Origin of the sequence: Acetobacter oeni, from assembly GCF_011516825.1 — a bacterium.
In the GTDB taxonomy this organism is placed as follows: domain Bacteria; phylum Pseudomonadota; class Alphaproteobacteria; order Acetobacterales; family Acetobacteraceae; genus Acetobacter; species Acetobacter oeni.
In genome coordinates, this window is the sequence record NZ_WOTA01000003.1 from 204,315 (window position 1) to 223,367 (window position 19,053).

Annotated in this window: 14 protein-coding genes; 7 read left to right on the forward strand and 7 right to left on the reverse strand. The window is 58.6% G+C overall.

Annotation, left to right across the window (positions count from 1 at the left end):
• Positions 1-205 precede the first annotated feature (205 nt).
• Positions 206-1,417 carry a hypothetical protein gene (locus tag GOB90_RS03420; RefSeq protein ID WP_146884699.1) on the forward strand — a complete coding sequence of 404 codons (1,212 nt, stop codon included), beginning with the start codon at positions 206-208 and terminating at the stop codon, positions 1,415-1,417.
• Positions 1,414-2,046 carry an ABC transporter ATP-binding protein gene (locus GOB90_RS03425; RefSeq protein WP_146884697.1) on the forward strand — a complete coding sequence of 211 codons (633 nt, stop codon included), beginning with the start codon at positions 1,414-1,416 and terminating at the stop codon, positions 2,044-2,046. The genes GOB90_RS03420 and GOB90_RS03425 overlap by 4 nt, the downstream gene beginning before the upstream one ends.
• A gap of 22 nt (positions 2,047-2,068) precedes the next feature.
• Here GOB90_RS03425 and GOB90_RS03430 read toward each other — a convergent pair whose 3' ends face one another.
• From GOB90_RS03430 to GOB90_RS03450, 5 genes are all read right to left on the reverse strand, one after another.
• Positions 2,069-3,607 (reverse strand): M81 family metallopeptidase, encoded by a 1,539-nt coding sequence (locus GOB90_RS03430; RefSeq protein ID WP_206752464.1) that lies wholly within the window; start codon positions 3,605-3,607, stop codon positions 2,069-2,071.
• A 264-nt stretch (positions 3,608-3,871) separates the two neighbouring features.
• On the reverse strand, positions 3,872-6,955 hold the full coding sequence (locus GOB90_RS03435; RefSeq protein ID WP_146884693.1) for an efflux RND transporter permease subunit: 3,084 nt from the start codon (positions 6,953-6,955) through the stop codon (positions 3,872-3,874).
• Between the two features lie 5 nt (positions 6,956-6,960).
• Entirely contained in the window at positions 6,961-8,124 is a 1,164-nt protein-coding gene (locus GOB90_RS03440; protein WP_146884691.1) for an efflux RND transporter periplasmic adaptor subunit, read from the reverse strand.
• Between the two features lie 2 nt (positions 8,125-8,126).
• Entirely contained in the window at positions 8,127-9,404 is a 1,278-nt protein-coding gene (locus GOB90_RS03445; protein ID WP_146884689.1) for a TolC family protein, read from the reverse strand.
• An 11-nt stretch (positions 9,405-9,415) separates the two neighbouring features.
• Entirely contained in the window at positions 9,416-9,682 is a 267-nt protein-coding gene (locus tag GOB90_RS03450; RefSeq protein WP_146884687.1) for a metal-sensing transcriptional repressor, read from the reverse strand.
• Positions 9,683-10,283: 601 nt separating this feature from the next.
• Here GOB90_RS03450 and GOB90_RS03455 point away from each other — a divergent pair.
• Both GOB90_RS03455 and GOB90_RS03460 read left to right on the forward strand, forming a co-directional pair.
• Positions 10,284-10,493, forward strand: a complete 210-nt coding sequence (locus GOB90_RS03455; protein WP_146884685.1) for an excisionase family DNA-binding protein — start codon at positions 10,284-10,286, stop codon at positions 10,491-10,493.
• A gap of 9 nt (positions 10,494-10,502) precedes the next feature.
• Positions 10,503-11,921, forward strand: a complete 1,419-nt coding sequence (locus GOB90_RS03460; protein ID WP_146884683.1) for a glycine-rich domain-containing protein — start codon at positions 10,503-10,505, stop codon at positions 11,919-11,921.
• Between the two features lie 105 nt (positions 11,922-12,026).
• Here the strand turns inward: GOB90_RS03460 and GOB90_RS03465 are convergent, their stop codons facing one another.
• Positions 12,027-13,124 (reverse strand): glycosyltransferase family 4 protein, encoded by a 1,098-nt coding sequence (locus tag GOB90_RS03465; RefSeq protein WP_261765832.1) that lies wholly within the window; start codon positions 13,122-13,124, stop codon positions 12,027-12,029.
• 41 nt (positions 13,125-13,165) lie between these two features.
• Positions 13,166-13,834, reverse strand: a complete 669-nt coding sequence (locus tag GOB90_RS03470; protein ID WP_146885077.1) for a glutathione S-transferase family protein — start codon at positions 13,832-13,834, stop codon at positions 13,166-13,168.
• 543 nt (positions 13,835-14,377) lie between these two features.
• On the opposite strand from GOB90_RS03470, the gene GOB90_RS03475 reads away from it, so the two are divergent.
• The 3 genes from GOB90_RS03475 to GOB90_RS03485 are packed head-to-tail and all read left to right on the forward strand — an operon-like array spanning position 14,378 to position 18,992.
• On the forward strand, positions 14,378-16,396 hold the full coding sequence (locus GOB90_RS03475; protein ID WP_146884681.1) for an NAD(P)/FAD-dependent oxidoreductase: 2,019 nt from the start codon (positions 14,378-14,380) through the stop codon (positions 16,394-16,396).
• Positions 16,393-17,757 carry an amino acid permease gene (locus tag GOB90_RS03480; protein WP_261765825.1) on the forward strand — a complete coding sequence of 455 codons (1,365 nt, stop codon included), beginning with the start codon at positions 16,393-16,395 and terminating at the stop codon, positions 17,755-17,757. The genes GOB90_RS03475 and GOB90_RS03480 overlap by 4 nt, the downstream gene beginning before the upstream one ends.
• A gap of 41 nt (positions 17,758-17,798) precedes the next feature.
• On the forward strand, positions 17,799-18,992 hold the full coding sequence (locus tag GOB90_RS03485) for an amine dehydrogenase large subunit (RefSeq protein ID WP_146884679.1): 1,194 nt from the start codon (positions 17,799-17,801) through the stop codon (positions 18,990-18,992).
• Positions 18,993-19,053: the final 61 nt, after the last annotated feature.

Here is a 19,053-nt window from a genome sequence, read left to right on the forward strand (position 1 = left end):
AGAGCAGGGACCGTAGCAGCCCCCTGCCATGCCCGTCACCTGCTGGCCACGCACGCCCTGAAGACCCCGGGACACCGCACAACAGATCCGCTGCTTCAGCGCGGCCCCGCCTTTTCGTAAAGAACAGATACATCCGGGATTGTCCGCCATCCCGGATCGCGTATCGTAATGGAGCGAAGCGTGGCGCGGGAGGTCTCCAACAAGCATGTATGACCAACTGCTCAGACAGCGACTGCGCTGGTACGCGCGAACCGGAGGTGCACTTCTTTTAAGATACTGGCAGTGGATCTTACTGGCTTGCATCCTCGTCCCCGGGACGCCGGTCGTGTCCCTGTTCACCGATACAGCCCTGCTGATGCAGCTTTCCATCACACCCGGCACTGGCCTGCTCCGGCATCTGCTTCTCATCGCAGGAACCGAGGCCCTCGCCATTCTCTGGACTCTGCCGCAAAAAGAGGCGCTGTCCGGCGGGATGTTCAGCCATTTTTCTGAAACACTCCCGCTTCCACGTTCCACCCAAACGGGCGTCGAAGCCACTCTCCTCGCCGTTGCGAACAGCCCGGCGCTTCTGGTTACAGGTCTTGCAGTCCTCACGCTTCCGCCGACACAGCCTGCACTGTACACAATCTGGTGCCTGATCGCGCTGTTCACACTCGCCGCTATCGCCCAGAGCGCCGCTCTCCATCGGCGCCGGCTCGTCATGACGGGCATTGTCCCCGCCAGCCTCGCCCTCGCCACGGGCCTGGCAATGCCGGCTTCTCCCGCACGCTGGCTGCTGCCCGCCCTGGCTATCATCACCGCCTGTCTGCCTCTGTTCGCCAGACACCATTCCGGTCATTCTGATCAGCACAGAAAAATCCGCCCTAAATCGCAGTTTGCTACCCGCGTCGCCTCCAGCCTGACGGACCGGGCACCCGCCCTGCTCATTCAGTGCAAATCTCTTGCGGAACGACCGGCAACGACCAGCCTGCGACTCATCGCCGCACTCTCACTGGCCGTCGGAGCCGACCGTCTGATCCGCCTCTTCAGCTTCAATGCGCGCACGCCGCAGGTTCTTATCCTGACCATGACAGTCATCTGTCTCGTACTGACCGGTTTCTATCGCCACCTGATCACAGCAAGGCATATCATGACCCCGTTTCTGGCGACGTTACCGCTCCCGCGCTACTACTGGCTCGTGCGGGACACCGGATTCATGCTGATGCTAAATACCATCCCGCTGATGATCCTCTGTGCGCCCCTCATCCTTCGCGGCCCCGTGCCCGTCGTCACCCTCCTGACTCTGGCCTGCTACTGTCAGCTCCTGCTCGCGCTCCTGCGCTGGCCCACTCTCCATGGCGGCAGACGCAGCCTGCTTTATGGCGTCCTGCTGTCCGTCGCCTGGTCCGGAGCCGCCCTCGCGGCAGTCTCACCATGATAAACCCGCCACGGCTCGCCTGCGAAAACATTGCCGCCGCTTACAACAGTCGCGTGATTTTTGAATCGTTCACTCTCTCGCTGCAATCAGGTCTGTTCGCACTCCGGGGCGCAAATGGCACCGGCAAGTCAACCCTGCTGCGGATCCTCGCCGGAGCGCAGCGCCCCGCCCGGGGACAAATCCGGATAGCCGGAACCGACCTCTTCAGTTCGCCGGAACAGGCAAAACGACAGCTCTCGTATGTCCCCGATACGTGCCCCGCTTATCCCTTCATGACCGGTAACGAATTTCTCCGTTTCGTCGCCACGGCAAAACAAACGACGATCGATCGCCAGGCCCGCGAGATGATCAGCCTCCTCAGCCTGAGCCACAGCCTGGACACACGCTTCGATGCCATGTCCCTCGGCACGCAAAAGAAAATAATGCTCTGCGCCGCCTGGATCGGCACGCCGGAAGTCCTGCTTCTAGACGAACCCACAAACGGCCTCGATGCTTCCGCCCGCGCGCATTTCGCCGCGCTGACACGTCATTCCGCCGACCGGCACGTCCTCCTGTTCTCAACTCATGACGATGAATTTATTTCCGAAAGCGACGCGACCGTTCTCGAAATGGATACCCTGCGCGGATAAAGATAAGCCCGCGCTCTGGCCCTTACCTTCGCCCGAACCGCGCCGAAACATAAGGCGCCGGCTCATACGCCAGATCGGCCACCCACGGCCATGTCGGCCTGCGCCGATGATTTCCGATATGCACGATGTCCTGGTCGATCGCCCCCGGCGAAAGCGCCATCAGTGCCGGACTGGCCAGCGCCTTCATAGTCGGATGCAGATACCCGCATTTCAGAACCACAATCCGGAACTGCGCCGGGTCCACACCGATGTCCCGAAACGCCTCGGCCGCATGATACAGTCGCCGGCGCGCCGAGAGCGTCGCCGTAATCCCGTCAAACTCAACTACCGCTTCGCCATCCTCCGGCCGCGTCACCGCCGTCAGATGCTTCACAACAGCCTTCTTCACATGCACGGGCCGGCACATCACCGAATCGAGCGTCGCCCCGATCGAAAGCGGCAACTGCCCCCCCACACCTGCCCGGTAACACGCATCCGTCGCCGGACGATCCGTCATCCCGCCCAGCAACACATCTCTCGTTCCCGCCTTGAGCAAAGCCTGAAGAAAGAACGTCTGATCCGAGTTGCCACCACCACCCGGATTGTCGCCCGAATCCGAAATCACGACCGGATGCGTTTTCAACCCCATCGCCCGCGACAGACATTCCTCAATCGTCCCCGTCGGACTGCCGAACCGGAACTCATGCCGTGCTGCCCAGTAGCGTCCTGCCAGTTCCGTCGCGACCCGCTTCTGCGCCCCGGCATCCGTCCCCGTCACCACCACGGAGGCCGCTGCCCTGGGCTCGTCCGCCCACACGTAACCAACAAGCTGAGACACATCCAGAATACCCGGCAGACGATTATATTCGCTCAGATCCGCCCACAACCGCCGTCCCGGTTCCCATTCCGTGCTGCTCTGCTCACCTGGCAGCAGCGCCGGAATACTTGCCCACACAATCCCCGGACGCAGGCCGTAACGCAGACAATGCGTCAGCATGTCCGCCGCCCGCATCACATTCTCAACCCGGTCCACATGCGGCGCCGTCCGGTACGCCGACAGCGCATCCAGCGTATCCACCGCCCGACGACTCAGATTGCCATGCAGATCGTAATACGCCGAAAGCAGACAGTCCGGCCCCACGACAGACCGCGTCGCCGCGTACCAGTCGCCCTCCGCGTCATCCATGCCCTCGACACTCAGAGCGCCATGCATCGCCAGATAAACCCCGTCCAGAGGCAGCAGTTGTCGCAAACGCTCCAGATACTCCGCCTTCAACGTCTCGTAAGTCCCGCGCTCCACCGGCCCGCCGGGCGGCGCCGAAGCTTCCAGTGTCGGCAAAAAAGGCACCTCATAACGCAGTAGCGGCAAAGACAGCGGCGCCCCGAACACCTCCTGCCCCCGCAGAACCGTGAAATCCCCCATCCTCGACCTGATGCGACTATATGTGCTGCACTCCGACGCAATTCCCCCGGTCGCGATCCGCGGCATCCCCCTGAATCCCGGAACCAGGCCCGCCGCGCACGCCGATCCTGAAAAAGCAGGCAACCCGGCAAGCAACCCCGTCGGAAGCATCTTTAGCATAACTCTTCGGCGCATAACGGTATCCTTCTGCTGCGGCAGCCATCCCGACCCTCACCGGATCGCCGGCGCCTGCGCGAAACGCTCATACGTTTCGGATACGTTTCAATTCGGGCGCCGACAAGACCCCCGCCATCAGACAGCCGGCCCGCTTCCCGGGATTTGCCCGAACCCCGCGAAAAAACACAGCTCGTCTCAATCAGTAAAAACGATTTATCCCATCGGGACAATTCGTCCGGTCCGGTCGCCTGATGACCCCATGCGGACTCAGGCGACCGGGGTCTCCCGCGCATCACTGGATGCACGACCGGCAATCCGGGCATAGAGCGACGGCAACACAAGCAGCGTCAGAAGAGTCGACGAAACCAGACCGCCAATCACAACAGTCGCCAGCGGGCGCTCGACTTCAGCCCCGGCGCTGCCCGAAAAGGCCATGGGAAAAAAGCCGAGACTGGCAACCGAAGCCGTCGCGATAACCGGGCGAAGCCGGGCGCGCGCCGCTGCGAAAGCCGCCGCCGCCGCATCCATCCCTTCCGCGCGAAAAACCTGAATCTGCGAGATCAGAACGACACCATTCAGGATCGCAACTCCGAACAGCGCGATGAATCCGATCCCCGCCGCAATGCTGAAGGGCATGCCGCGCAGAACCAGCGCGACGACACCGCCGGTCGCGGCCACGGGAAGATTGACGAACACCAGTACCGCCGCGCCGACCGACGACAGGGCGGCTACCAGCAGGCAGAAGATCAGCGCCAGCGCAACCGGCAAAACCAGAGCGAGACGGTGAGACGCAGATTCCAGATTCCGGAACTGCCCCGCCCAGACCATGGTGTATCCCGGCGGCAAAAAAACCTTCCGCCCGACCGCTTTCCGTGCCGCCGCCACAAAACTGGCAACATCGCGCCCACGAACATTCGCCTGCACGATGATCCGCCGCCGCAAACCGTCGCGATCAATCCTCGAGGGCCCGTCGACGAGCCGGATGCGGGTCACGTCTCCCAGCAGAACCCAGCCCGTTCCGCTGACATTGCGGACTTGCAACCGGCTGATCCGGTCAACGGATTTTACAGCATCGCGGGCAAAGCGAACCTGAGTCGGAATGATGGCCTCATCCAGCGTGACACTCGTTCCGATATGACCGCCCGTCGCTTCCACGGTCTGCAGAATATCGGAAACCGTTACGCCGAGACGGGCCGCCGCATCCCGGTCCACATCGATATGCATGTAGGGAACCGTGCCCTCGCTGGCCGAGGTGACGTCCGCCGCGCCAGGCACGCCGCTGACAACCGCGACGGTCTGATCCGCAAGACGCGACAGGGCCGCAAGATCATCACCGCGAATCGAGATGGCAAGCTGCGTCCGGACCCCCGAAAGCAGATCGTCCATCCGCATCTGAATCGGCTGGGTCCAGGAATAGCTGGCATCTGGCAGATGGTCTTCCAGCGCCGCGCTCATCTTTTTCACCAGCCCCGCCTGGGTCGATGCCGTCGTCCACTCCGCACGCGGCCGGAGAAAAACGAACGTATCGGTTTCAGCCGTCCCCATCGGATCGGTCGGAATGGCCGACGTGCCGGTGTTGCTGACAACAGTCGCAACATCGGGAAAACTTTTGAGAATACGCTCCTGTTCCGTCACGCCACGCACAACCGTATCGAGAGATGCGCCTGGCAGACGCAGGGACGTGACGAGCAGAGACCCTTCTTCAAGCTGAGGCACGAACTCGCCGCCAAGCCGCGTGGCCAGAAACACCGCAACCGCGAACGTGCCCGCGGTGATCGCCACCAGCAGACGGACATGATGCCGGCTCCATGTCAGCGCGGGCTCATAACGGCGCCGGACAAACCCGATAAAGCGGGTCTCCCGATCCGGCCTGCCAAAGCGCATGACAAGTGCAGCCAGCGTTGGCACACACACCACGCAGTAAAGAAGGGATGCCGCCAGAGCCATGATCACGGTCTGCGCCATCGGACGAAACATCTTCCCCTCGATCCCCTGGAGGGTCAGAATAGGCAGATAGACGATGATGATGATGAGAATGGCGAAACTGACCGGCCGGATGACGCTGAAAAGCGCGTCCTGAGCCAGATCCGTGAAACTTTGTCTGTTATGCGCTTCCGTCCGGGTCGCCAGAAGATGCTCCACCACGACCAGGGAGCTGTCCACGATCATTCCGAAATCAATCGCGCCGAGACTGAGCAGATTGGCCGAAACGCCGAACCAGCGCATGCCGGCCATGGCGAAGATCAGCGCCGCCGGAATGACCGAGGCGATAACCATTGCCGCGCGCCAGTCGCCCAGCACCACGACCAGCACAAGAATGACCAGCACTGCCCCGAGCGCCAGATTCTCCTTCACGGTGCCGATGGTCTCGGATGTGAGTGTGGCCCGCGTGTAAAACGGATCGAGCACCACCCCGGCGGGGAGAGATTGCCGGATCGCAGGCAGCGCGGCGCTGATCGCGGCCAGGGTCGCATTCGAACTGACACCGTTCTGCATCAGCACGACGCCATTGACGATCTCGCCCTGTCCGTCGCGTGTCACCGCGCCCAGACGGGTCCGCTCGCCGATCGACACCGCGCCCATGTCGCGGACACGGATGACATGGCCATTCTGTCCCGTCCTGACCGGAATGGCGCCAAAGGACTCCAGACTCGTGATGCGCGCGCGCGCCACGATCACCTGCTGCTCATCGTGATGAGCGATCCATCCGCCACCCGTCGACGCATTGTTCGTGTCGATCGCCTGTTCGATGTCGCGGAGCGACACGCCAAAGCCAATCATCCGGGACGGATTGAGCGTCAGCTGAAAGGTCTCCTGCGCCCCGCCGTTGACGTTGACGTCTACTACACCGGGAACGAGCTTGAGCTGCGGCACCACTGTCCACGTCATGATGCGGTTGAGATCCGTCAGCGAGTATCCGGCGCCCCGGATCTGGATCTGCATGATCTCGCCCATGCCGGTTGCGAGCGGTCCCATGGAAATGGAAATACCCGGCACCGAGATGGTGTCGCGGACCAGTTGCAGCCGTTCACTGACCCGGGCGCGGTCCAGATCGATATCGGTTGAATCCGCAAATTGCAGATAGACAGCCGAAACGCCGGTACGGGAGACGGAGCGCAGATCCGTTACGTCCGGAATCCCTGTCAGACCGGATTCCAGTGGAAACGTGATCAGCTTTTCAACCTCCCCTGTGGCAAGACCGGGCGCCGTGGCGGACACCATGACCTGCTGCGGCGAGATATCGGGCACCGGCTCCACGGGCAGTCCCGGTACCGTCATCAGACCGGCAGCCAGCAGCGCCGCGACAAGACCGAGCAGAAGAAAGGCGTTTTTCCGGAAGAGGCCGCGCATACGTCTCAGCCGCCATCCGCACCGGCCAGCAGCGCCGCGCCCTTGAGCGCGAAACTGCCGTCGCTGACCACTTTATCCGATGCGGTGAGATTGCTCCCGATAACCGCCAGGTCATCCGTCGCAAGAAGCACGCGAACCTCATGCGGCTGAAATCCGTCCCTGCCGTCCGGCGTGTAAACGACGCTGTGCCCGTCAATCTGCTGAATGCCGGTCGTCGGAACAATCAGCCCGGAAACGCTGCGTTTCGTCTCAAGCCGGGCGTCGAGCATTTCGCCCGGACGAATATTGCCCGACCGGTTATCCGCGATGCTGACCACCCGCAACAGACCCGTCGCAGGGTCTGCCATCCCGTCGATCGTGCTGATCGTCGTGACCAGCGGAGGTGCCATCTCATCACCGGCGGGCCTCGTAAAGATACGCCCCCCAAGGGACAGCTCCGCCGCCTCCCGGGGGCGCACCTCAGCCACGATCCAGACCGTCGAAAGATCGGTCACAACGGCGACGGCTTCTCCGGCCGTGATATCTGATGCGACGGCGGCGGCAAGACTCTGCACCATGCCGCTGACGGGAGAAATCAGCCGTGACTCCTCGCCATGACCGATGGTTTCGGTAACGGACGTGAATTCCTCGGTCAGCCGGTGATCGATCGTATCGATATCGGCCTGACGTGCCGCGAGCATCGCCTGCGCCTGCTGCTTCGTGGCGAGCCGCCGCTGGACCTCGCCCGTCGAAACCGTGCTGCCATTGAGCGCATGTCCCCGCTGCCAGGCCGTCGTCGCCTCGGACAGAGAGGCCCTGGCCGAAGCCAGCGCCGCAAGCGCCTGACTTCGCTGAAGATAAAGCTCGTGCAGGCTGTGATCCGTATAGACGATCATGACCTGTCCCTGGCTGACATGCTCACCGGGAATAATCTTTACATCCGTGACCTTGCCGCTTCCCGCCGGGCGGATGACGACGGACCGCGCGGCATTGATGACAACCGATGCCATGGCGGACACGTCCCCATGCAGCTCGCCGGATCTGACCGGAACGATCACAAGTTTTTCGCTGGCCTGTGCGGCGGCGTCGAGATGCACTGTCCTGGACCAGGCGGGCGTGTCTGCGCGGCCCTGTGACGGAACGATCGGCGTCAGAGCCAGAGTCAGAGCCAGAGCCTGAAAATATTTCATGATCAGGGAAGCGTTCCTGTGGAAATGCCCATGCGGACAATGGCGCTGTGCCAGGAGACCTCCGCCTGATTGAAGGCCAGGAGGGAATGCCATGCCTCCGTCCGCGCGCGCAACGCTTCGATGAGGGACGTCTCGCCAAGGGTCCAGGAGTGTTCCATGGCATCCGCGCGCCGCATGGTCTGCGATGCGCCCGCCTGCGCCTGAATCAGCGCTTCCCGGGCGCCGGTCAGCCGCGCCATGACCTGCGCGAGTTCGGTATGCACCGCGCGTCGGGCCTCTGTTTCTGTGCGCGAGGCCGCCGCAAGCCGGTCGCGCGCGGCTGAAATCATCGGTGTGCTGGTCACGTCGCTCGGCAGCGGAACGCGAATATTCACGCCAACCTGCGTCGCCCACGGACTGCCATACTGTCCTTCGTCGATCGCTTCCAGACCGACTTCCGGGTTGGGCATGAAACTCGCGCGGGCCAGACGCATCTGCTCCTGCGCTGCCGCCACGGCGCGATGTGCGGCCTGCACACGGGGATCGCGTTCCTCGATCATGCGGGTTTCGCCGGGCGGGATACGATCCAGCCAGTGCGGATCAGCCGCCATCAGATCGGGCAGACCCGGAATACCCAGCAATGTCGTCAGGGACGTGACATCACCCGAACGCGCTTCCTCGGCCAGCGCAATCTCTCCGCGTGCATTGGCGAGCTGAGCGTTCACCGCCTGTAATTCAATATCGGCCACTTCACCATGACCCCGCGCGCGCGCGGTCAGCGCGTCAATGTGTTCGAGCGACCGGACAATCGCATGGCCGGCGCTGAGCCGACGCTCATCCAGTATCACTGCCGCAGACTGCTCAAGCACGCGTATGGCCACAGCCATCCGCTCAACATCCACACGCGCCAGAGCCGATTTGGCATCCGCTGCCGCAACCCGCTCCGTTGCGGTGCTCTGGCCAGGCAGCCAGAGCGGAACCGAGACACCGCCCTGCCAGGTGATATAGCCCAGATTTGTGCCGCCCGCCCGGTCATCATAATAACTGGCGGTCAGGACAGGACCGCCAGCGAACCAGGACCGCGCCGCTGCGGCGCGCGCATCGGCTGACCCGGCATTCGTTGCAAGTTCGCGACGCACCGGATCGTTGTTCCATGCCGCCGCCAGAGCTTCGTGCAGCGGGATCAGCCTGCCGTCCGCGGCACGCGCGGCAGATGACAGACATAAAACCGCAACGCAGACGCCGCACAGACGAATGATCCGGTCTGTGCGGGAGGCGGAGCGAAAGATGAGCGGTTTCATGAAATGACGGCTCAAAAGTATTTCGTGAGAAACGAAAATTCCTGAATCGCGTCCTCGCGACTCATATTCCCGTCCGCAATCGCGTCAATGATGCAGTGCTCCAGATGATCCCGGATCAGCTCACGCTTCGCATTCCGGATCGTGCTCTCAATAGCCTCAAGCTGCTGGGCCAGATCGGAGCATGACCGTCCCGCGTCCACCATCGCCATCACCCTGGCAAGATGTCCGAAGGCCTGTTTGAGCCGTCGTTGCACAAGGGGATGTGTATCATGCGTCACTTAACACTCCCTACCCAAGGGGGGAGGGGTAGGGCAACTAAATTTTACACGGGTATGGCTGTGCAGGTTTCCTGCCAGGAAAGTAGTCGTTGTTTTCCGGAGTCAGGACACATTCTTTGAATGTGATGATGAAAGCTGTCGTGATATGAATTGCTGACAGAAATATGTGAGAGCATTGATTGTATCGGATTGCGATACGACGGGATTCCGATTCCCGGGTTTTCTTCGGTGGAATACAGGCCGTCCTGTTCGGCGCCGCGAGAGAGCGGCCGATCCTGTAATCGCAGTATACCCGGGTGTCCGACCTGCGCCGTCATGATCTTAAACTTCGGTACACCTTTCCGCCGAAGTCCGTATACGGGTCATGTATTCCGTTTTATTTTTGAAATTAATTCTTCACAGGTGCCTGTAAATCATGGCGCCTTCCCGGAAATGAACAGGCTTTGAGCCTGGGATACAGAGGACAGATTTCTACAGGTAGCAATCAGCCGTTTCTGCATGAAATCACAAATATCGAAAAATATGCACACAGACTGTCAGGGACATATTTAATCATGGCCGATCCGTCCTGTACGACGGTCCTCCTGTTCGGAAGTAACAGATGAAAATAAATAAAAAAAATACAGCAAAATATCTGACAGTTAAATCTGTATGCGATGAATATGGTATTGGTCGGACATATTGTTATAAACTTTTATCAGACGGCCGTATCTCGGCGGTAAAGCTGGGCGGAAAGACGCTTATTAAATCAGCATCTGTCGATAATTATTTTTCGACGCTCCCTGACTACAAACCCTCTGCGGCAGCGTAAGGAACGAATATGGATCGGGTTATCGTCTATCCGGGACAAGTCGTTGCGGACACAGATACGCTTATCGCCCAGCGCAATACAGAACAGGCTATAGGAGAAACTGTCAGCCTGAGCATGGGCACGACAGGTCCTTACGCAAGCGGCCTGGCGGCAACATGTTCAGGTAGCGACATGGTGGTGAACATCGCTGCCGGACAGATCGTCGCCGCAGCGAAAACCGACCCCACGGCTTATGGAACGCTTGGAGCCAGTTCCGCAGCAGTGATGCGACAATATGCTGCTGCAGCAACATCTTTCACGATTACAACATCGACCGCCGCTCAGACACTTTACATTGCCGCCACATTATCACTCTCGGACATGGGGGCTGCTCTGCTACGTTACGCAGATGCTGCAGACGCAACCAAAACATTATCCGGGGTTTCAAACGACGGCGTAAGTCAGCCGACATTGCGTGCTGCTGTTGCAACACTGAGTATATCCGCGACAGCGTCAGCCACGGGTGTTGTGCCGGTCTGGTGTGTCACCGTGCCTGCCGGAGCAACAGTCATTACACAGAGCATGATTGCTCTGAATAATCAGAGTCTGTTTTATCCGCCAATTCCTCAACTGGCACCAAAAAATTCACCGGTTTTTACTGGTACGCCACAGGCTCCGACACCTGCGTTGACGGACAGCAGTACCCGTATCGCGACCACAGCGTTTGTGACCGGCTGGGCTGCCGGGAATCTCCTCTCACAATCCTGCAATACAGGGCCGGCTGCGACAGCCGGAGGAAGCAGCAGTTTCACGCTGACTTTTGATTCTCGATGTAAACTTGTAGTTATCGAAATCTGTGCGGGCGGCGGCGGCGGCGGCGGCGCGGCGACTGCGGGTTCAGCGACAGCCGGCCTTGGCGGCGGCGGTGGCGCAGGTGCTTATGCACGAATCATTATCGAACCCGCTACATTCGGCGCATCAGTACCGGTCGTACTGGGCACCGGCGGTCGGGGCGGTCAGTCATCGTCCGGTGCAATGAGTGGAAATAACGGCGCAAATTCGTCTCTGGGCAGTTTTCTGACTCTTGGGGGCGGATCAGGCGGCATATCAATTCTTGCCGGAGGTCCGGCCATTATTGCCGGAGCAGGTGGTGGTGGATATCCACAGATTACGGCAGCGACAGGCGTTAACGTGATCATTGCCTCAACGGGGGAGGGCGGCAGCAGTGGTCATGCCAGCGGCATGTCGTCCGATTATTTCTTCGGTTTCGGCGGCAAGGGCGGTAACTCCCTGGGTTTTGCAGGAGGTGCTGAATCCGGGTCTTTGCAGACTGGAAACAATGGCTCCTCCGGGGCTGGCGGGTCCGGGGCATGTGCAGCTCCGACCGAGACTTATCAGAATGGCGGTGATGGTGGTCCGGGCTGGATGATTGTTTCGCAGTATGGATAAAACAAAAACATAAGTTTTTCATAAAATACCATCAAAACAGATGTTATATTTGCTTTAGCTGCGGAGCAGGGATTTGACCTGCCCTCCGGAAGAATTATACGGTTTTCAAAAGGCAGGTGCAGCTCTTCGTCTTTCTCGTGCCAGATCAAGATTAAACGCTCCGGCCTGTCTGCGGCCAAGTTCTGAATAATGTGCTCGGAGCTGTTCATCCGTGGCCAGTCTCCTGATGGATTCGGCCAGGACTGATGGCTGGTCCGGCTCAGCAAGAATCCCTGCGTCTCCGACCAGCGATGTGAGGGCACCACGAGGCGACGCAATCAGCGCCGAGCCGCATGCCATAGCTTCAAGTGCGGTCAGACCAAACGGCTCAGCCCAGCGGCTGGGCACAACTGTGATGGCCGCCCGGCTCATTGCCAGCATGATCTCCTGGTGTGGCTGATATCCTCGCAATACGATGCCAGCCGAGAAGGCTTGTGGACGAAGGGCCGCCAGAAATGGCGTTTCCGGAGAATCGGGGCCGAAACGGTCGGCTCCGATCATTTCCGCTCGCCAGCCCGGCAATTCCGGAAGTATCCTGGCGCAGGCTGTCACAAAAGCATCCGCGCCTTTATCGGCAACGATACGCCCGGCAAAGAGAATAACCTGCTCGCGTTTGCCGGGCGGCAGGGCAGGCGGCAGAACAGAAAAATCAAGACAGTTCGGCAAAATAAACAGTTCAGCCGGGCTTAGCTTCGTACCTTCGCAATAACGTTTCCGAACCCAGTCCGAAACACAAACCACTGCAAGCCTGCGCGCCAGTTCTTCTCTCTGACGCACCGTTCCGGCCCGACGCATACTCTGCGGGTCGTTGTGCAAAACAAGGCGCATCGGAAGGTCAGGAAACCTGTCCCGAAGGAGCCAGGCCAGTTCCGGCCGATTGTGAATTTCCACGACAGAGGGCGTGAGCGCCGCAATCTTACCTGCGACTGCCGCGGCATAACGAAGCGATCCAAAACGCACACCGAACGGCGGCCATATCGCGCCCCGTGGCCACCGCGTTCTGAAAACTCCGGAAACCGGCGCCGGCACGAAATCTGTGTCTGGGAACGGCGGCTGCTTCGTCGGCGCCCCGATGACAATCTCCCGTGGCTCCGCCAGGCGATGCACAAGCAATGCAATTGCCCCGGCCTCCTCAGGCGAGAAGCGCTCGCGGGGAGGCAGCACTGTAACCGCCGGACCTGCCGGAAAATCAACCAATTGAACAGTCAGTCAACGGATTCGTATCGTGCGGTGGTCCATGATGCCGGCTCAGCCGCAGCCTCTCTGTACCATTCAGCAACAAGCGGATGTGCCCGAACAGCCTCGGCATAGCGCTGTGCTGCTGGCGAAAGCAGAACACCGTAGCTCAGGAAACGGGAAACGACCGGCGCGTAGGCAGCGTCCGCATTGCCGAACTCTCTCCCGAACAGATATGAGCCATGTCCTCCGAAATTATCCCGGGCCTCATTCCATAAAGCATCGATTCTGGTGATATCACTGATTGCCGCATCAGGCGTGCCATGAGCGAGAGACCGGCCTTCGCGACCAAGATTCATAGGCATCGCTGCTCGCAGCCCCTGAAATCCCGCATGCATTTCCGCCGAAACCGAACGGGCAAGTCCACGCGCAACCGGATCAGACGGCCAGAGAGAGGGCTCAATCTCAGCGCAGTATTCCGCAATAGCCAGACTGTCCCAGACCCGAACATTCCAATGTTCAAGATAAGGCACCTTTCCGCTCGGGGAGACCGCGCCAATCCGCATTGCCGTGTCGTGCTGAGCAAGTGGGATAACGTCTTCTGTGACATCCAGCCCCGCCAGTCGGACAGAAAGCCAGCCCCGCATAGACCAGGACGAATAACGTCTGGTGCCGATAACAAGTCGTCCGTCAGCCATCATGAACTCCTGCATATGTAGGACCGGAAGCGATTCATATCGGAATCTCCATGCTAACCCAATAGAGGGAAGTAAGCCGGAAAAGCGGCCGGCATCTCATGGAACGGGATTTCTTTTGCGGCCTGCTTCTGTCCGACAGGTGATGCGAGGTCTGTTTTATCCTGGCTGTATAAAACCCTGAAAATATTTCACGAATAAAGTTGTTGCTGTATCGTTTCGCTATTCATATCTTTATCACAACGAAACCGGGAGGCCTTTCTAATCGCCGATCAACAGCGCAGAACCACAGAACTCAGCCGGCATCTCGCTCAGAAAAATGGTCGTCATCCGTTCGATCTGACAGTCGCATGGGGCATCGTCGAATCCGTAAGATTATCCGGCGAAGAGGAATCTGATGACGCGTGAAAGAACGAATCAGGTTCCTCTTCGCTGAATCGGCTGTTTCCGGCTCTGGCGAGGCTCTGGTTATGGAGAGAAAAGAACCGGTTATGATGGCTGTTTCCGGGTGGAACACAGATCTGTAAGCAAGGGGTGCCGATCCACATGAGATGTCAAAACCAGCGTCATCGCCCGGCACCGTTAAAGTCGACATATGGCATATCACGCCGCGATTTTATCAGTGGTCTCCTTGTTTCAACCACTCTCACCGTCAGCCTTGCGCCGGAAACAGCGGATGCCCGCGTCCGGAGTGAAGATGTGTCACCCCCCTGGCGCACCGGCCTTCGCGGAAGTCATCCTGGAGCTTTTGAGGCCGCCCATGCTCTCCGCGACGGCAGCCTCTCCAACGCCAGAATCGAAGATACCGGCGAGATTTACGATCTCGTCGTCGTGGGAGGCGGTCTGAGTGGCCTGGCTTCTGCCCATTTCTTCCGGAAATACGCCGGGCCTGAAAGCACAGTCCTGATTGTGGAAAACCACGATGACTTCGGTGGCCATGCAAAACGCAATGCCTTTAATATTGATGGTCACGAACTTGTGCTGAACGGAGGTACGCTCGAAATTGAATCCCCGCAACGCTACAATCAGTGGGCGGAAATGGTCCTCGCGGATATAGGCGTGGATCTCACAGCCTACCGCCGCGAAAATATTCCCATGAAGGATCTCTATGAAAAAATGGGCCTGAAATCAGCTCTGTTTTTCAATCATGAAGTCTGGAATCACGATAGCCTGATGCGCGCCGACAAGGTGCCCGGAGAAGAGTGCTGGCGTTATCTCTCTCCTTCTTCTCTTTCAACATCCCCGCTATCCGATAAAGTGCGTCAGGGACTTATTCGTCTCGTCAGTCAGAAACAGCCTGATTATCTTGCATCTCATGGTCTCGCAGAAAAAAAGAGTATCCTCTCGAAAATTTCCTATCTGGATTACCTTATTAAGATAGCAAAAATAGATCCTGATGCTGCCAGAGTTTTTCAGAAGGCCGGATCTGGTGTTTTTTGTGTTGGCGCAGATGCTCTGCCGGCACTTTTTGCCTGGGTCATGGGTTATCCCGGCTTTTCCGGGCTTGGTCTGGGGAATATCCCGGAAGGTCTCCTCTCAGATCTTCAGGGAGGCCAGCATGGGCGGCAAAAAGAGTCGGAAAAAACCGTTCATTTTCCAGACGGGAACGCAACGCTCGCACGCCTCCTGGTAGCTCATTTAGTGCCGGACGCTACATCAGCGCAAACCCAGGACGATATGGGTGTTGCTGAATTTCGTTATGAAAATCTCGATAAAGCCGGACAAAAAATCCGCATCAGACTGAATACTCTGGCTGTCAGTGTAACACATGACGGAACACCGGAAGCGGCAGGCACGGTTTCTGTCTTGTGCGCGCAGGCAGGAGATGCGACGCCGCAAAAAATTCATCATGTCCGTGGACGGCAGGTCGTCATGGCCTGCTGGAATATGATCATCCCCTATCTGATTCCCGAACTCCCCACGCCACAGAAGGAAGCTCTGGCTTACGGCACAAAAGGCCCCATTGTTTATGTCAATGTCGCCCTGAAAAACTGGCAGTCTTTTCGCAAACTGGGCGTCTCTGAAATCAACTGCCCCGGAATGTTCTTCGAGAGCATTGAACTCGCAGAGCCCGTGTCTCTTGGCCGCCTGCATGCCCCGGAGAATCCGGATCATCCCGTCGTTATACGAATGATCCGGACATTCGGAATGCCGGGCCTGTCCAAACGTGATCAGCACCGGGCCGGTCGTAGTGCTTTGCTTGCAACAACATTCGAACAGTTCGAGCAGGAAATCCGATCACAGTTGCAGCGCGTCCTCGAACCGGGCGGATTTGACGAAAAGCGGGATATAGCGGCGATTACTGTCAATCGCTGGCCACATGGATACGCCTACACCTACAACAGCCTTTATGAGCCGGCGGACTGGGTTTTTACAGAAACGTCTTCCCGCCCCTGTGTGACGGCACGCCAGCCGTTCGGACGAATCGCCATCGCCAATTCGGATGCAGCCGCAAGTCCGCATACGGATGCAGCCTTCGAGCAGGCTCATCGGGCCGTTATCGAACTCCTTGAGCGCCAGACATTCCCGATGGTGTCATCTATGCCCGGAGCCAGCACTCTGTGACGCGCCTGTCAGGCGTAAAGCAGCCCGCGACACTATCATCCAGCCCGGCTTCAAAATGTCAGAGTGGTCTGAAGCAGCGGCATATCACAATGATCTCTCTCGGCGGAACTATGGGAGCCGGCCTGTTTATCGGCTCTGCCGGTGCGATTGCCACAGCCGGACCCATCGTCATTTTATCCTATATTTTCGGCGGTATTCTTGTCCTGCTTGTTAATCTGATGCTGCGTGACATGGCCATGCAGATGCCGGGAACAGGCTCATTCATCTTCCAGATCCGCCATAGTCTGGGTCCACTGGCCGGCTTCGTTGCGGGATGGATCTACTGGGTTGTCTGGGTCACGACACTCGGCATCGAAGTCATTGGCTCCGCTTCACTTCTGCATCCTTACATTCCGCTTCCCTACGCTGTCACAGAGCTTCTTGTTCTCGCGGTCATGACTGGCGTCAATCTCATGTCCGTTCGCAGCTATGGTGAATTCGAATGCTGGTTCGCCATGATAAAAGTTGTGGCAATCGTCCTGTTTATCATCATCGGCGCTCTGCTTCTGACAGGCAGAACCATACCGGTTGCGGCGAATCTCACAGGTTACAATGGTCTTATGCCACACGGATTCATGGCTTTTCTGGCAGCCGTCCCAACAGTCGTGTTTTCTATGACAGGGACCGAAATCGCAACGATCGCGGCATTAGAATCCGATGACCCTGATGGCAATATCATCCGGATCATGCGCACTGTCGCAATCCGTCTTCTGGTGTTTTATGTGGCGTCTGTAGGGCTGGTTCTGTGCCTCGTTCCATGGATAACCGTCGTTCCGGGACAGTCACCGTTCCTGCTTGTTCTTCAGAATTATGGAATTCCCGGGGCTGCAACCATCATGGGCGCCGTCATCCTGATCGCGATGCTGTCCACGCTCAATTCCGGCATCTATTCCGCTTCCCGGGTCTTATCCGGCATGGCCCTCGGCGGTGATGCGCCGGCACTGCTCGGATATAAGAAAACGGAAACACACCCACCCCACCGTGCCATTCTGGCCTGCGCCGCCGCCACGCTGGTCGTGTCCGTTTCTGCCGTGCTCACGCCCGGCATCGTATTTTCGTTTCTTATCGCAATGACCGGTGCATTTATTATCTGCTACAATATCCTGATTGTCTGTGCCCGTCTGAAAATGGCCTGCCCGGACGCATGGAAAGGCTGGCTGGCGCTCATTCTTCTGAGCGGTGTCCTGCTGTCCATGCTCCTTCAGCCATCCACACGTCATGAATTACTGACCGGTTTCGCTGCGCTGGCTTTCATAACGCTGTCAGGATGGTTTAAGACAGGCTGGAAAAGGCCATCCCGACCGCTAAAGTGGCAAAGGTAAAGTATGCAGGTCATTCTCCGTCCGCTAAGGAACGCCGTAGCATGAGTTTTTTACAGGTTTTCCGTCTTGCAACAGCGGTCTGTGCCACCGGCCTGCTGGCGGGCAGCGTTTCAGAACGGGCGCTTGCCTCGGATCCGGTGTTGCAGGAAGAGGAAAGCGACGTCGTTCGCCTTGCTCCCGTTACACCTCACAGGGTTCTGGTGCATGATGAAGCCGGACAGCATGCCAAAGACGGCCGCGTCTATGTTGTGGATGCCGATGCAGGGAAACTCCTGGGCATGGTGCAGGCTGCCTATAACGCAAATGTCGTGCAGGACCCCGCCGGCAAGGCTTTTTATGTTGCCGAAACGGTCTGGTCGCGTGGAAACCGGGGCGACAGGCTTGATCTGCTTCCGGCATACGATCCGCAAACCCTGACCATCACCAGCGATGAGGTGTTGCCGGGGCGCGCGCTGGTTACACCGAAGAAAAATGATCTTTCCATCAGCAATGACGGGAAGCACGTCTATGTGTTTTCAATGGTTCCAACCAGTGCCGTGCACGTTGTCGACACAGTCAGTCATAAAGTCACACAGACAGTCGATATCCCTGGTTGTGCGCTGACATATCCCTGGGGCAATGCCGGCTTTACTTCGATCTGTGCGGATGGTGGTCTTGCCAATGTGTCTCTTGATGGCACTCGCGCAACCGTGACACACACAGCCCCCTTCTTCGATCCCGAAAAAGATCCCGTGTTCGAGCATAGTCCGACACGACGTCCGGACGGAAAAACCTGGTTCATTTCCTATAGTGGCCTGGTTTATCCCACTGCCCTGTCCGCCGACACGAAGATCGAAACGAACTGGTCCCTCCAGGAAGCCGCCGGCATGAAGCGTGCCCCTGCTGCCGAATCACCGTTTGTTGTAACGTGGCGTCCAGGCGGGTGGCATCTCTCCGCCCTGCATTACGCATCGGGTCACCTCTTTGTCCTGATGCACCAGGGGACTTACTGGACTCATAAACAGGCCGGAACAGAAATCTGGGAGCTGGATGTTAAAACTCACAAACTTCTTCACCGTATCCCGTTACAACATCCGAGCACGATGGTTGCCGTGACCCAGGATGCCAGCCCTTTGATGTTCACAACCGACAGAAGCGGAACATTCTATATCTGGGATGCAACGAGCGGAAAATTACTGCGCCAGATGCCTCATCTCGGTGAAGACCTCTATTTCGCTCTGGCGCCCGGGGAATGAGTGTGTCCGGGTCCGTTTCCGCAACGACTGTAACATGGGCACCTGGTATCCCTGGGCGGAC

Coding starts and splice junctions, on each gene's coding strand:
- GOB90_RS03420 (WP_146884699.1), top strand. CDS start 206: ATGTATGACCAACTGCTCAGACAGCGACTGCGCTGGTACGCGCGAACC.
- GOB90_RS03425 (WP_146884697.1), top strand. CDS start 1,414: ATGATAAACCCGCCACGGCTCGCCTGCGAAAACATTGCCGCCGCTTAC.
- GOB90_RS03430 (WP_206752464.1), bottom strand. CDS start 3,607: ATGCTAAAGATGCTTCCGACGGGGTTGCTTGCCGGGTTGCCTGCTTTT.
- GOB90_RS03435 (WP_146884693.1), bottom strand. CDS start 6,955: ATGCGCGGCCTCTTCCGGAAAAACGCCTTTCTTCTGCTCGGTCTTGTC.
- GOB90_RS03440 (WP_146884691.1), bottom strand. CDS start 8,124: ATGAAATATTTTCAGGCTCTGGCTCTGACTCTGGCTCTGACGCCGATC.
- GOB90_RS03445 (WP_146884689.1), bottom strand. CDS start 9,404: ATGAAACCGCTCATCTTTCGCTCCGCCTCCCGCACAGACCGGATCATT.
- GOB90_RS03455 (WP_146884685.1), top strand. CDS start 10,284: ATGAAAATAAATAAAAAAAATACAGCAAAATATCTGACAGTTAAATCT.
- GOB90_RS03460 (WP_146884683.1), top strand. CDS start 10,503: ATGGATCGGGTTATCGTCTATCCGGGACAAGTCGTTGCGGACACAGAT.
- GOB90_RS03470 (WP_146885077.1), bottom strand. CDS start 13,834: ATGGCTGACGGACGACTTGTTATCGGCACCAGACGTTATTCGTCCTGG.
- GOB90_RS03475 (WP_146884681.1), top strand. CDS start 14,378: ATGAGATGTCAAAACCAGCGTCATCGCCCGGCACCGTTAAAGTCGACA.
- GOB90_RS03485 (WP_146884679.1), top strand. CDS start 17,799: ATGAGTTTTTTACAGGTTTTCCGTCTTGCAACAGCGGTCTGTGCCACC.